Origin of the sequence: Dactylosporangium sucinum, assembly GCF_014647515.1 — a bacterium.
GTDB classification, from domain to species: Bacteria; Actinomycetota; Actinomycetes; order Mycobacteriales; family Micromonosporaceae; genus Dactylosporangium; species Dactylosporangium sucinum.
This window is the reverse complement of the sequence record NZ_BMPI01000066.1, coordinates 52,778-66,000: the sequence shown is the minus strand read 5'-3', so window position 1 is coordinate 66,000 and position 13,223 is coordinate 52,778. Positions and strand designations below refer to the sequence as shown.

The following is a 13,223-nucleotide window of genomic DNA, read 5'->3' as shown; positions in this document are numbered from 1 at the left end:
ATCACTCGAGCCCGCCTCCAAAAACCCAGCTTGAAAACCTGACTCTCCTGTCCAGATTCTCAAACCCAAGGATCTAGTCACTGGGCCCTGTTGCACAACTGGGCCTAGCGCTCGCGGGCGATGAGCGCCGCCAGCTCGACCCGGCTGCGGATGTCCAGCTTCTGGAAGATCTTGCGCAGGTGGCTGTCGACCGTGTGCCGGGACAGGAACAGCTGCTCCGCGACCGCCCGGTTCTTGTGCCCGTCGGCCACCAGCAGCGCGACCTTGAGCTCGGCCGGCGTGAGCTGCGCGAGCGGCGACGCCGGCCGGAACGGTGGCGGCTCCGGGGCCGGCGGGCGGCCGCCGAGCCGGTCGAGCAGCCGCAGCCGCATGCGGTGCGCGCCGTACTCGGTGGCCAGCTCGAGCGCCTCCTGGACCTCGCCGGCGTGCTCCAGGGCGCCGGCCAGCGCGAGCGGCCGCGGCGTCTTGCGGAACCGGGCCACCGCGTCGAGCAGCCGGCCGTGGTCCTCGTACAGCAGGCCCTCGGCGTGCAGGGCGGCGCCGGCGAGGGAGTGCAGGCCGGGGTTGCGGTCGGCGATGCGCCGGGTGACGGCGGCCACAACCGCGGCCCGGGACGGGTCGCCCGCGCCGAGCGCGATGCGAACGAGCGAAGCCGCCGAGCACGGGTGCTGGATGACGATCATCGGCCGGTCGGGGAGGGCGTCGTACAGGCCGGCGATCGTGCGCAGGGCCACGTCGGGGCCTTCGAGGGCGTTCTGGAGGTACGCCTCCGGCCACACGATGTCCTCGGGCGCCGCGGTCGCGCCGGTGGCGACGCGGCGGCGCAGCTGGTCGAGGTACTCCCGCGCCTGGTCGTCGTCGCCGCGCAGGATCGCCAGCCGGATGAGCTGGCCCAGCAGCGGCACCGCGACGGCGACGGCGGTGAGCTGCTCGGCGAGCGCGACGCCGTTCTCGGCCTCGGCGACCGCCTCGGCGAGCCGGCCGCGCGCGGTGAGCAGCGTCGTGCGGTAGTAGTGCCACAGCGGGGCCGACCAGGCCGTGCCGAGCCGCTCGGTCTCCTGGCGGCCGCGCACGATGACCTGGTCGGCCTCGTCGAACCGGTCCATGCCGGTCAGCGCGTCGGCGAGCCAGATCCGCGGGTGCCGGTGCGCAGCCTCGCCGCCCACCCGGTCGGCGATCTCGGTCGCCTCCTGCGCGTGGGCGAGGGCGTCCGGCGGGCGGCCCTGGGCCTGCGCCACGAGGCTGCGCGCGGTCAGGCCGAAGACCGACGCCGCCCATTCCTGCGAGTGTTGGCCGATGGTGTACCCCTCGTGCCCCGCCCGGTCGGCCCCGGCGAGATCGCCGACGTAGAACAGGGCGTGCGCCCGGACGGCCCACAGCTTCGCGCGCACGGCGTCGGGGATGTCGTCGTGGCGCAGGCCCCGGTCGGTGTACTCGACCGCGCGCCGGTTCTGCCCCGCGTGCTTGAACGCGTCGGCGAGCCCGTGCAGCAGCGTCGCCTCGGTGGCCGGCGGCAGGCCGGCCCGCAGCGCCGCCTCGCCCAGCTCGTGTGCCTGCTCCAGCCGGCTCGCGGAGGCGAGCAGCCCGACGGCGTCGGCGACCAGGGCGACCCGGACCGGGTTGTGCTCGCCGACCACGCCGAGCGCCCGGACGATGAGGTCGGCCGCGGTCGCCGGGGCCTGCCCGGCCACCTCCATCGCGGCCTCGTGCAGCATGGTGACGGCCTCGCGGGTGCCGGCCCGGCCGCTCTTGAGCAGGTGCTCGGCCACCTCGACCGGCGAGCGGCCCTCGTCGCGGGTGACGGCCGCGGCCTCGCGGTGCAGCAGCGCGCCGACCGACTCGCCGATCGAGCCGTGGACGGCCAGCCGGACCAGGTCGTGCACGAACTGCAGCCCGTCCTCGCCGTCGACCAGCACCTTCGCGGCGACCGCCTCGTCGACCCGGGGCAGCAGCGCGCCCGGCCGGGTGCCGAGCAGCCGCGCGGCGGCGTCGACCGTGAACGGCCGGCCGAACACCGACCCGGCCCGCAGCAGCAGCCGGGTGTCGTCGGAGAGCCCGCGCAGCACCTGGTCGACGATCGTGATGAAGCTCGACGGCAGCTCGTCGCCGACGACGGTGGCGACGCCCTCGCTGATCACCAGCTGGTCGGTCGCCTGCAGCGCCCGCAGCAGCTGCTCGACCTGCAGCGGGATGCCGTCGCAGCCGCCGGCGAGGGCGAGCACGGTGTTGTCGACCTCGGCGCCGATGACCTGCCGGCAGAGCCGCCCGACGGCGGCGTCGTCGAGGGTGCCCAGCCGCACGTGCTCCGCGCCCTCCCGGATCAGCCAGTCGACGACCTGCTGGCCGGGCGTGTCGACGGGCGTGGGCCGGCGGGCGAACACCCACCGCACCGGCGCGCCCGCCAGGGCCGGCACGAGCTCGCGCACGGCCAGGGCGGACAGCTCGTCCATCCAGTGGGCGTCGTCGATCGCGATGACGAGCGGGCGGCCGTCGGTGAGGTCCTCCAGCGCGGCCCCGAGCCGCTCCAGCAGGCGATACTGGTTGTCGTGGTCCTCGCCCAGCCAGCCGAACGCGTCGCTGCGCGGCCGGATCTGCTGCAGCGCCGACGCGAGCGTGACCAGCGGCGCCGCCCGGTCCAGCTCGAACGCGGCGCGCGCGGCGACCGGCGCCCCGAGGCTCTCCGCGTGCGCGACGGCCGCGCGGACCAGGTGCGACTTGCCGATCCCGGCCGAGCCGGTGAGCACGGTGCACCCGCCGGCCCCGGCCGTGGTGGCGGCCACCGCGGCGTGCAGGCCGGCCAGTTCCCGGTCGCGGCCGAAGGTTCTGTGCACCATCAAGCGCACATTCTGGGTGACGTGGATGATCGCGGACTACAGCCTTTCGGTCGACCTCCGGGTGACTCGGGGGCGAGCACACCGGCCAGCATGCGCCGCAGGATGGCCGGTCCGTGCTCGGTGAGCACCGACTCGACATGGAACTGCATCGACCGTACCGCAGGCCCCGCCAGCGCGTGCACGGCGCCGGTGGCCGGATCGCGCAGCACGCGCACCGACCGGCCGGTGAGCGGGCTGGTCAGCACGTCGGCCGGGCTGACGGCGGTGAAGGTGTTGTAGAAGCCGACCCGCCCGTACGGCGCGACCACCCGCTGCACCCCCTGCTCGGGGCGGGCCAGCCGGCGCACGGCGAGGCCCAGCTCCCCGGCGACGACCTGGTGGCCGAGGCAGACGGCGAGCAGCGGCGCGCCGGTCGTGAGCCGCTCGCGGGCCAGCTCGCGCAGCCGGGCGATACGCGGGTCGCTCGCGTCGCGCGGGTCGCCGGGCCCGGGCCCGAGCACGACGGCGTCGTGGTCGTCGGGCTTCGCAGTGTCGTACCGCTCGACCCGCACCCGCGTCCCGAGCGCCTCCAGGAGCCGGGCGAGCATCGCGGTGAAGTCGTCCTCGGCGTCCACGACGAGGATCCGCCGCCCGGCCAGCCGCTCGTCCGGCCAGCGGGTGGACCGCCCCCGCCAGAACCGCGACAGTCCGTCGTTGCGCGCCGCCAGCATCGTGCCCATCCCCTCGGTCGGAATCCGGGGAATCCTGACGGACGGCGGGGGACCGACGAGCGCGGCCGCCTTGGCGCGCGTCTCCGCCGCCTCCGCGGCCGGGTCCGAGTGCCGGACCAGGGTGGCGCCCGCCGAGACCCGCACCGACCCGTCGGCCGAGATCTCCGCGGTACGGATGAGCAGGGCCGAGTCGAGGGAGTCGCGGCCGATGAGGGCCACCGCGCCGCCGTAGTAGCCGCGGCCGTCCGGCTCGTGGTCGGCGATCACCCGGCAGGCGGCCGCGAGCGGGCTGCCGGTCACCGTCGGGGCCGGCAGCGTCTCCAGCAGCACCGCGCGCGGGTCGAGGCGGGTCGGGCCCTCGATGCGGTACTCGGTGTGGGCCAGCCGCGACATCGGCCGCAGCCACGGCCCGCGCAGCCGGCCGCCGCCGGTGCAGATGCGGGCCATCGTCTTGAGCTCCTCGTCGACGACCATGAACAGCTCGTCCGACTCCTTGCGGTCGGCGAGGAACGCGCGCAGGCCGTCGGCGGTGGGGCCGCCGGTCGGGTAGCGGTACGTGCCGCTGATCGGGTTCATCATCGCCACCCCGGCCCGCAGGCGGGCCTGGCACTCCGGGCTCGCCCCGACGAGGGTGCGCCCGGCGCAGTGCACCAGGAACGTCCAGTACGCGCCCCGCTCGCTCACCAGCAGCCGGCGCAACAGCGCGAGCGCGGTCGTGGACGGCGACCCGCCGAGCGTGGCGCGGAAGGTGCGGCGCAGCACGAAGTTCGAGCCCGTGCCGCGGCCGATCTCCCCGGCGACGACGGCGCGGACCAGGTCCGCGTAGGCCGCGTCGTCCAGGTCGAAGCCCCCGCCCGCCAGCGAGCCGCCGGAGGGCAGCCAGGCCAGGGCCGCGTCGAGCGGCATCGACGTGTGCCGCTCGACCTGGAAGGCGAGCAGCGGCGCCCCGTCGTCGGCGCACGGCAGGCCGCGCTCGGCGATCTGGCGGTACGGTACGGCCGCGAACACCGGCCGGTCGCCGGTCGGCAGCGTGGTCACCGACGCCGCCGCGACCGGCGGCCCGCTGAGAATCTCGAGCCGGTCGCCCCGGCACAGCAACGCGAAAGCGCTCATGCCCAGCACCGTCGCAACCGGCGCGAGCAGGCGGCAACTACTCGTCCGGGCAGCCAACTGAGGTAGTGGAGGGCTACCCGGGGCCGCGCCTACGGTCCGGGGCATGGCAGTTCACGACACCTTCGCGAGGCGGGTCCGCCTCCAGCACCTGCATCGCCGCGACACGGCCGGCCTGCTCGTCGTGCCGCTCGACCACTCCGTGACCGGCGGGCCGATCGTCCGCAACGGGCAGCTGGACCGGCTCGTCGGTCAGCTCGCCGACGGCGGCGCCGACGCCGTCGTGCTGCACAAGGGCGCGCTGCGCCACCTCCACAGCCGATCGTTCCGGTCGATGTCGCTCATCGTGCACCTCAGCGCGTCGACGACCATGGCGCCCGACCCCGACGCCAAGGTCCTCGTCTGCGGGGTCGAGGAGGCGCTGCGCCTCGGCGCCCACGCGGTCAGCGTCCACGTCAACCTCGGGGCCGCCACGGAGGCGCGCCAGGTGGAGGGCCTCGCCCGGGTCGCCGAGGCCTGCGACCGCTGGAGCCTGCCGCTGCTGGCGATGGTCTACCCGCGCGGGCCGCAGATCGCCGACTGCCGCGCGCCGGAGCTGGTCGCCCACGCCGCCACGCTCGCCGCCGACCTCGGCGCCGACCTGGTCAAGACCCTGCTGCCCCGCTCGCCGTCGGCGCTGGCCGCGGTCGTCGCCGGCTGCCCGATCCCGGTCCTCGCGGCCGGCGGCGGCGCCGGCGACGACGTGCTGCCGCACCTCGCCGACGCGATGCGGGCCGGCGCCGGCGGCGTCGCCGTCGGCCGGCTGGTCTTCACCGCCCCCGACCCGGCCGCCATGGTGCGCCGCGTCGCCGCGGTGGTCCACGACCGCACCCCGGCGGTGGCGCGATGAGCGACGTGAAGCAGTGCTGGATCGACGTGCGCGGCGCCGGCGAGGTCGCGCCGGCCCTCTGCCAGGAGGCCGTCCACGTGGGCCTCGACGCGATCGTCGCCGACGACCCGGCGGTCCTGGCGGGGCTGCCGCCGACCGTGACCCGCGTGCTCGTCGTCGCCGACGCGCACGACGACCCCGGCGAGGCCGACCTGGTCCTCGTCACCAAGGGCGACCCGGCCGAGTACGCCGACCGCCACCCCGGCCTGCGGGTCGGCGCCTACGTCGACGTCACGGACCCGGAGACGCTGCAGGCGGCGTGCGACAGCGTGCGCCGCGACCCGGTGACCGTGCTCGCGTTCCGCGACCCGACGAACATCCCGCTCGAGATCGTCCTCGCCGCCGCGGCCGACGCGCACGGGCTCATCGTCACCGCGGTACCGCGGGCGGACGAGGCCTCCGTGTACCTGAGCATCCTGGAGCACGGGCCGGACGGGCTGCTGCTCGCCCCGCGGGCCCCCGGCGAGGCCATCCGGCTCAAGGAGGCGGTCGAGCGCCGCTCGCCCGACCTGGAGCTCACCGAGCTGACCGTCACCGGCATCCGGCACGCCGGCACCGGCGAGCGCGCCTGCGTCGACACCTGCACCTACCTGCGCCAGGACGAGGGGATCCTGGTCGGGTCGCGGTCGAAGGGCATGGTGCTGTGCGTCAGCGAGACCCACCCGCTGCCGTACATGCCGACCCGCCCGTTCCGGGTCAACGCCGGCGCCATCATGTCCTACACGCTCGCCGACCACGAGCACACGCGGTACCTCAGCGAGCTCACCGCCGGCGCGACCGTCCTCGCCGTCGGGGCGGACGGCCGCACCCGGCCCGTCACCGTCGGCCGGATCAAGATCGAGACGCGGCCGCTGCTGTCGGTCGACGCCGTCGCCCCGTCCGGCGAGCGGGTCAACGTGATCGTCCAGGACGACTGGCACGTGCGCATCCTCGGCCCGGGCGCCAAGGTGCTCAACTCGACCGAGCTCAAGCCCGGCGACACGATCCTGGGCTACCTGCCGCAACGGGAGCGGCACGTCGGCTACCCCATCGACGAGCTGTGCTACGAGCAATGATCGTCGACTTCCACGCCCGGCTGGCGCCCCGTCCGGGCGCCAGCGAGGCGCTGCTGGCGGCGATGGACGGCGCGGGGATCGCCCGCGCCGCCGTCGCCCCCGGCGGCCTGCTCGACCTCGACCGGCTGGCCGACCAGATCACCGACGGCGGCCGCAGCGACGCGCCCGTCGACAACGACGCCCTGCGCGAAGCGTGCGCGGCCACCGGCGGGCGGCTCCTGCCGTTCTTCCTCGCCGACCCGCGGGCCGACGTCGAGCGGTACCGGGCGGTCGCGGCCGGCTTCCGGGGCCTGGAGCTGTCGCCGGCCGTCCACGGGTTCCGCCTGGACGAGCCCGGGGTCGCCGACCTCGTGAACACCGCCCGCAGCGCCGGTCACCCGGTGTACGTCGTCACCCTCGGCCGGCCCGGAACACGCCCCGCCGACCTGGCCCGCCTGGCCCGGGCCAACCCCGGCGTCGCGTTCGTCTCCGGCCACTGCGGGCACACCGGCCTCGACACCAGCGGGCTCACCACGATCGCGCCCGTGCCGAACATCCACGCCGAGCTGTCCGGCTGCCTCACCGTCACCGCCCGGCTGGCCGTGCGGCGGCTCGGCGCCGATCGGGTGCTGTTCGGCACCGAGCACCCGCTCCAGCACCCCGCGGTCGAGCTGGCCAAGCTCGCCGCCCTCGACCTGACCCCTGCCGAACGGCGCCAGGTGGCCGCCGGCAACGCCCTGCGCCTCCTGGGAGAGGACGTGTCATGACCAACCCCCGGCTCGGCGACTGGTCGAGCTTCGAAGCGCTCCACAAGCTGCAGCAGGAAAGGCTGCCCGAGCTGCTCGCCGCCGCCGCCCGCTCGCCCTTCTACCGCCGGCGCGGCGTCCCGGCCACGCTCGCCGAGGCGCCGCTGACCACCAAGGCCGACCTGCGCGACGCGTACCCGTTCGGCCTCCTGGCCGCCGGTCGCGAGGACCTCGCCACGTACCACGAGTCGAGCGGCTCCAGCGGCGCGCCCACCGCGTCCTACTACACCGAGCGCGACTGGCTCGACCTCGCCGAGCGCTTCGCCCGCAAGTGGGTCGGCATCGCGCCGGCCGACATGCTGCTCGTCCGCACCCCGTACGCCCTGATGATCACCGGGCACCTCGCCCACGCCGCGGCCCGGCTGCGCGGCGCGACCGTGGTGCCGGCCGACAACCGCACGCTCGCCATGCCCTACTCGCGGGTCGTCCGCGTGCTGCACGACCTCGGCGTCACGCTGACCTGGTCGCTGCCGACCGACACGCTCGTGTGGGCCGCCGCCGCGACCGCCGCCGGCTACCGGCCCGGCGCCGACTTCCCCGCCCTGCGGGCGCTGTTCGTCGGCGGGGAGCCGGTCAGCGCCGCCCGCAAGGCGCGGATCTCGGCGCTGTGGGGCGCGCCGGTCGTCGAGGAATACGGCGCGACCGAGACGGGGACGCTGGCCGGCGAGTGCGAGCACGGGCGGATGCACCTATGGGCGGACCGGGCGGTCTTCGAGGTGCTCGACCCGGCCACCGGACGCCTGGCGGCGGAGGGGCGCGGGCAGCTCGTGGTCACGCCACTGTACCGCGAGGCGATGCCGCTGCTGCGGTACAACATCGAGGACGACGTCGAAGTGTCCTATGTGGACTGTCCGTGCGGCTGGTCGCTGCCCACCGTGAGCGTGCTGGGCCGCACCGCGTTCAGCGTCGGCGGCCTCACCCAGCTCGGCCTGGAGACGCTCGTCTTCGAGCTGCCGGCCGACCTCGGCGTGCTGTTCTGGCGCGCCCGCCCGGCCGGCGGCCGGCTGCGCGTCGAGATCGAGGTGGCCGAGCGGTACCGCACCGCCGCCGTCACCGGCCTCACGGACGCGATCGGCCGCGCGTACGGCGTCGAGGCCGACGTCGTCGGCGTGCCCCCGGGCGGGCTCGTGCCGCACGCGCTGCTGACCGCCACCGCCGACGTCATGAAGCCCCGCGGGCTGTTCGCCGAGGGCGAGGACTGGGACAAGGCACTGCGCTACTACTGAGGAGAGGAACGCGATGGACATCGCGGTCGTCGGCGGCGGGATCGCCGGCCTCACCACCGCCCTGGCGCTGCGTGCGGAGGGCCTGCCCTGCACCGTCCTCGAACGCTCGGACGCGCCGTCGGCGGGCGGCTTCGGCATCCAGCTCGCGCCGAACGCGGGGCGGGTGCTCGACCGGCTCGGGCTCGGGCCGGCGCTCGACGCCGTGTCCGTCCGGCCGGTCGCCCGCGAGCTGCGCCGGTGGGACGACGGCCGGCTGCTGGCCCGCACCGAGCTGGGGGAGGCGGCGACCCGCCGCTACGGCGCGCCGTACCGGCTCCTCCTGCGGTCCGAGCTGCTGCGGGTCCTCGCGTCGGCCTGCACCGCGCCGGTGCGCCACCGGCACCGCTGCATCGGGGTGGAGGAGTTCCGTGGCGGCGTCGAGCTGCGCTGCTCCGGCGGCGCCCGGCACCGGGCCGCGGCCGTCATCGGCGCCGACGGCCTGCACTCGGCCATCCGCGGTTGCATCGCGGTCGACGACGAGCGCCCCACCGGCTTCGCCGCCGTCCGGGCGCTGGTGCCGGACGACCCGGGGGAGCCGCGGATCGCCGTCTGGCTCGGCCCCGGCGGGCACTGCGTGACCTACCCGGTCGGCGGGGGCCTGCGCAACGTCGCCGGCATCCTGCCGGACGACGCCGATCCCGCCATCTTCTTCGCCGGCTGGCACGCCGACGTCCGGTCGGCCCTCGCCGGCGGCGTGCACGGCGCACTGCTCGACCGGCCCCCGCTGCCGAAGTGGCACCGCGGACGGCTCGCGGTCGTCGGCGACGCCGCCCACCCCATGCTGCCGTTCCTCGCCCAGGGCGCCGCCCAGGCCATCGAGGACGCGGCCGCCGTCGCCGCCGCGCTGCGCGGCACCGGCGGCTTCGACGCCTTCGAGGCGCTGCGCCGGCCCCGCGTCGACCGGGTGATCGCCGCCGTCGACGCGGGCCGCCACGGCGCCCCGGCCACCCTGCCCGACCACGATTGGATCTACGGATGCTGACGATTCAGCCGTACGCCATGCCGACCGCCGCCGACCTCGTCCCCGGGCCGGCGCCGTGGCGGCCCGACCCGCGCCGCGCCGCGCTGCTCATCCACGACATGCAGGGGTACTTCGTCGGCTTCCTGCCGTCCGGCGCGTCCCCGACGACCGAGCTGCTCGCCAACATCGCCGCGCTGCGGGCCGCCGGCCTGCCGGTGATCTACTCCGCCCAGCCGGGGCGGATGAGCCGGGCCGACCGGGGCCTGCTGCACGACGTGTGGGGGCCCGGCATGACCGACGACCCGGCGAACCGGGACGTCGTCGCCGCGCTCGCGCCCGGGCCGGACGACCTGGTGCTCACGAAGTGGCGGTACAGCGCCTTCCACCGCACCGGGCTGGCCGAGCACCTGGCGGCGACCGGCCGCGACCAGCTGATCGTCTGCGGGGTCTTCGCCCACCTGGGGTGCCTGCTCACGGCCTGCGACGCCTACGCACACGACGTCGAGGCCTTCCTGGTCGCCGACGCGGTGGCCGCGTTCAGCGCCGCCGACCACCGCCTCGCCCTCGACTACGCCGCCCGGGCCTGCGCGGTCACCCTCACGACCGCGCAGGTGCTCGTACAGCTCGGGCGATGACCGCCGCGCTCGGCTCGACCGGTGCACCGCACCGCACTCACTTGGCGAATGACGCCAGCTCGACCCGGGACACGATGCCCAGCTTCCGGAAGATCTGGCGCAGGTGGTAGTTCACGGTGTGCGGTGAGCGGCCGATCCGCCGCGCGATCTGCTGGTTGGTCAGCGCGCGGCCGACCAGCCGGGCGATCTCCCGCTCCTGCTCGCTCAGCGCCTCCCACCGCGGCCGCGTGAGCTCCCCCCGCAGCGCCACGGCCACCGGCCGCGGCATCGACGCCTCGACACACGCCCGCACCGTCTCGTGGCTGAACACGAGCACGTCGCCGTCGCCGGTCACCAGCCCGGCGGCCAGCGCCTCGTCCACCGCCGGCAGCAGCGCCGCCGCCCGGCAGTCCAGCAGGCGGGCCAGCTCGGCCAGCCCGAACGCGGGCCCGATCGCCGACGCCACCTGCAGCGCGCGCCGGGTCGGCGCGGACAGCCCGGCCAGCACCGCCGCGACCTGCTCCGATTGGTGGTGGTCCCCCTCGCCCATCACGGTCCTCCTCGTCGTGACTCCCACCTGATCGTGTGCCGGACGGGCCGCGAAGACCTGCTCGAATCAGGGGATCTCGGCGAGTTCCCGCAGGGCGTCCATGTCGAGGAGGGTCAGCCGGCGGTACCCGGTGCTGATCAGCCCCCGCCCGCGCAGCTCCTGGATCGCCTTCTGCACCGTCGCCGGCCCGATCGCGATCATGGTCGCCAGCTCCGGCTGGCTCAGCGGCACCCCGATCTCGATCCCGCCGTCGCGCCCCGGCCGGCCGCAGGTGCCGGCGATCTCCACGAGCAGGCGGGCCAGCCGGACATGCGCCGGGTACACCGCGAAGTCGATCCGCCGCCGGTTGGCCCAGCGCAGCTGCTCGGCCACGGCCGCGGTGACCCGCAGCGCCGCCTCCGGGTGCCGGCGCAGGAACGCCTCGAAGTCGGCCCGCGTCACCACCCCGGCGACCACCCGCCCGCACGCCGTCACCGTCGCGCTGCGCGGCTGGTCGGTGAGCGCCCCGATCTCGCCGACCACGTCGCCGGGCGCCCGGATGCCGAGCAGCGTCTCGACCCCTTCGACCGACGTCGTCACCTTCACGAACCCGCTGATGATGAGCTCGACGTGACTGTCCCGGTCGCCCTCCCGCAGCACGACCCGCCCCGGCGCGAACTGCCGCCGCACGCTGAGCCCGACCACCTCGGCCGCGGTCGCGGGCGGCAGCCCGCCGAGGAAGGTGTTCGGCGCCCACGCGGTGCTCACGGCACCCACCTTAGGCCGTCACCCGGCGGCGGTGAGCCTCGCGGAGACCACGATGTTGCCACGGTACGTCCGGTGCAGCCGGTCGAACGTCCCGCCGCACGTCACGAGCCGCAGCGCCGGGTAGCCGACCGGCCCGTACACGTCCTCGGTCGGGAAGTCCGACTTCGGCACCTCGACCACCTGCTCCACCGTGAACGTGGCCACGCTGCCGTCCTCCCGCCACACGGTCGCGGTGTCGCCGGGCCTGAGGTCGCGCAGCCGGTAGAACACGGCGGGCCCGTCGGAGGCCGTGTCGACGTGGCCGAGGATGACGGCCGGGCCGTTCTCGCCGGGCGTGCGGAGGTTGCGGTACCACCCGGCCGGCGCGTCCGCCCGCAGCGGCGGGACGGCGACGGTGCCGTCCGCGTTGAGCCCCAGCGACATGAGCCCGGTGTCGACGCCGATCGCCGGGATGCGCAGCCGCACCGGCGCCGACGGCCCCAGCCCGGCGAGGTCCCGCGCCCCGGCCGGACTCCCGCCGGCACCCGCGCCGGCACCCGCGGCCGGGCTCCCCGCGGCGTTGGCGGCCGAGTGCCCGGGCGGCGCGGGCCGGGCGGCGGCGGCCTCCGCGGCCGGCCCGGTCGCCGGTCGCGGCGGCGCGGGACCGGCCCCGACGACGATCAGCACCAGCCCGGCGACGGCCAGGACCGCGGTCAGCGCGTCGAGCCCGCGCCGCCGGGCCGCCGCCCGCCCGTTCTCACGATCGTGGGAAGGATCCGGCGGCCCGGGCAACCGGATCCCTCCCACGATCATGGCGGCCGTGGCCCGGAGCCGTCCGGCGTCGGGGCGGCGCATCGTGTTCAGGAGGCTTCCGTGCGGGGACGGTTGCGGAAGACGAACAGGGCGGCCGCCGCGAGGAGCAGGACGATGCCGCCCGCGGCCAGCGCCGGGTTCCGCATCGCCAGGCCACCGCCGCCGCCGGTGCCCGGGGCGCCGCTCGGGGTGACGTCGGTGCCCGCGCCGCCGGCCCCGCCGCCCGCGGTGGCCGAGCCGCCGGCGCCCGCTGAGCTGCCCGGACCCGCGCCCCCGCCGCCGGCGCCCGCCGAGCCGCCGGGACCAGCGCCGCCCGCGGTGGCCGACGCTCCCGAGGCCGAGCCGCCCGGGCCGGCGCCCGCAGACGCGGCGCCGCCGGAACCCGAGCCGCCCGGGGCGTTGCCGGGGCCGCGGGTGCCGCTCGCCGACGGGTTCGGGGCCGCGTGCTCGCCGCCCCGGTCGGCCCACGTGCAGTACGCGAGCACGGACAGCAGGATCACGATCAGCGCCGCCGCGGCGGCCGCGGCCGCGGTGCGGTTGCGGGCGGAGTTCCTGGCGTGTGCCCGCCGCGCCGGTTGGGACATGGCACCGATCCCTCCGTGGAAGTGTTGCGTCCGTCAGTGGTACCCCGACCGTCCATTTCCATAACGATCGATCGCGCCGGGGCGGGCTCCGCCGTACGGACAGATTCCCTGGTCCAGGGGGCGAACTCAAGGGCGAACCGCCGGTGACGGGGCGGTCGTCCGGCCCGGCCTTCGCGAGGATTGGCCGATGGAACCGGACGACGACCACGACGCCGCCGTGCCGAGCGGCGGCAACTCGCTCATGATCATCGGGATGCTCGGAATCCTCGTGATCGTCGGCTTCCTCTA

Annotated in this window: 12 protein-coding genes; 6 read left to right on the top strand and 6 right to left on the bottom strand. The window is 76.1% G+C overall.

Features of this window, described 5'->3' with window-relative positions:
* Nucleotides 1-104 precede the first annotated feature (104 nt).
* Together IEZ31_RS44145 and IEZ31_RS44140 are read right to left on the bottom strand one after the other, a co-directional pair.
* Nucleotides 105-2,834 (bottom strand): ATP-binding protein, encoded by a 2,730-nt coding sequence (locus IEZ31_RS44145; protein ID WP_190256120.1) that lies wholly within the window; start codon nt 2,832-2,834, stop codon nt 105-107.
* Complete coding sequence (locus tag IEZ31_RS44140; RefSeq protein ID WP_229836761.1) at nt 2,834-4,657, bottom strand: anthranilate synthase family protein; 1,824 nt, start codon at nt 4,655-4,657, stop codon at nt 2,834-2,836. The genes IEZ31_RS44145 and IEZ31_RS44140 overlap by 1 nt, the downstream gene beginning before the upstream one ends.
* Nucleotides 4,658-4,760: 103 nt before the next feature.
* Here IEZ31_RS44140 and IEZ31_RS44135 point away from each other — a divergent pair, with 103 nt between their 5' ends.
* From IEZ31_RS44135 to IEZ31_RS44110, 6 genes are read left to right on the top strand one after another with little or no spacing between them, the layout of a single operon-like run.
* Nucleotides 4,761-5,543: a 2-amino-3,7-dideoxy-D-threo-hept-6-ulosonate synthase gene (locus tag IEZ31_RS44135; RefSeq protein WP_190256118.1), complete on the top strand. Its 783-nt coding sequence runs from the start codon at nt 4,761-4,763 to the stop codon at nt 5,541-5,543.
* Complete coding sequence (locus IEZ31_RS44130; protein WP_190256117.1) at nt 5,540-6,637, top strand: 3-dehydroquinate synthase II; 1,098 nt, start codon at nt 5,540-5,542, stop codon at nt 6,635-6,637. The genes IEZ31_RS44135 and IEZ31_RS44130 overlap by 4 nt, the downstream gene beginning before the upstream one ends.
* Complete coding sequence (locus tag IEZ31_RS44125) at nt 6,634-7,383, top strand: amidohydrolase family protein (RefSeq protein WP_190256116.1); 750 nt, start codon at nt 6,634-6,636, stop codon at nt 7,381-7,383. Before IEZ31_RS44130 ends, IEZ31_RS44125 begins: the two co-directional genes overlap by 4 nt.
* A complete protein-coding gene (locus tag IEZ31_RS44120) occupies nt 7,380-8,648 on the top strand; it encodes an AMP-binding protein (protein ID WP_190256115.1) in 1,269 nt (422 codons plus the stop codon). The genes IEZ31_RS44125 and IEZ31_RS44120 overlap by 4 nt, the downstream gene beginning before the upstream one ends.
* A gap of 13 nt (nt 8,649-8,661) precedes the next feature.
* On the top strand, nt 8,662-9,669 hold the full coding sequence (locus IEZ31_RS44115; RefSeq protein WP_190256114.1) for an FAD-dependent monooxygenase: 1,008 nt from the start codon (nt 8,662-8,664) through the stop codon (nt 9,667-9,669).
* Nucleotides 9,663-10,283: an isochorismatase family protein gene (locus tag IEZ31_RS44110; RefSeq protein WP_190256113.1), complete on the top strand. Its 621-nt coding sequence runs from the start codon at nt 9,663-9,665 to the stop codon at nt 10,281-10,283. Before IEZ31_RS44115 ends, IEZ31_RS44110 begins: the two co-directional genes overlap by 7 nt.
* Before the next feature lie 37 nt (nt 10,284-10,320).
* Here the strand turns inward: IEZ31_RS44110 and IEZ31_RS59600 are convergent, their stop codons facing one another.
* The 4 genes from IEZ31_RS59600 to IEZ31_RS44090 all read right to left on the bottom strand — a co-directional run bounded on the left by IEZ31_RS59600 (nt 10,321) and on the right by IEZ31_RS44090 (nt 12,935).
* The gene (locus IEZ31_RS59600; RefSeq protein WP_190256112.1) at nt 10,321-10,812 is read right to left on the bottom strand and encodes a helix-turn-helix transcriptional regulator; all 492 of its coding nucleotides are present in this window, start codon (nt 10,810-10,812) and stop codon (nt 10,321-10,323) included.
* Nucleotides 10,813-10,878: 66 nt separating this feature from the next.
* A complete protein-coding gene (locus IEZ31_RS44100) occupies nt 10,879-11,559 on the bottom strand; it encodes a Crp/Fnr family transcriptional regulator (RefSeq protein ID WP_229836759.1) in 681 nt (226 codons plus the stop codon).
* Nucleotides 11,560-11,577: 18 nt separating this feature from the next.
* Entirely contained in the window at nt 11,578-12,393 is an 816-nt protein-coding gene (locus IEZ31_RS44095) for a class F sortase (protein ID WP_229836757.1), read from the bottom strand.
* 5 nt (nt 12,394-12,398) lie between these two features.
* On the bottom strand, nt 12,399-12,935 hold the full coding sequence (locus tag IEZ31_RS44090; protein ID WP_190256110.1) for a hypothetical protein: 537 nt from the start codon (nt 12,933-12,935) through the stop codon (nt 12,399-12,401).
* Nucleotides 12,936-13,223: the final 288 nt, after the last annotated feature.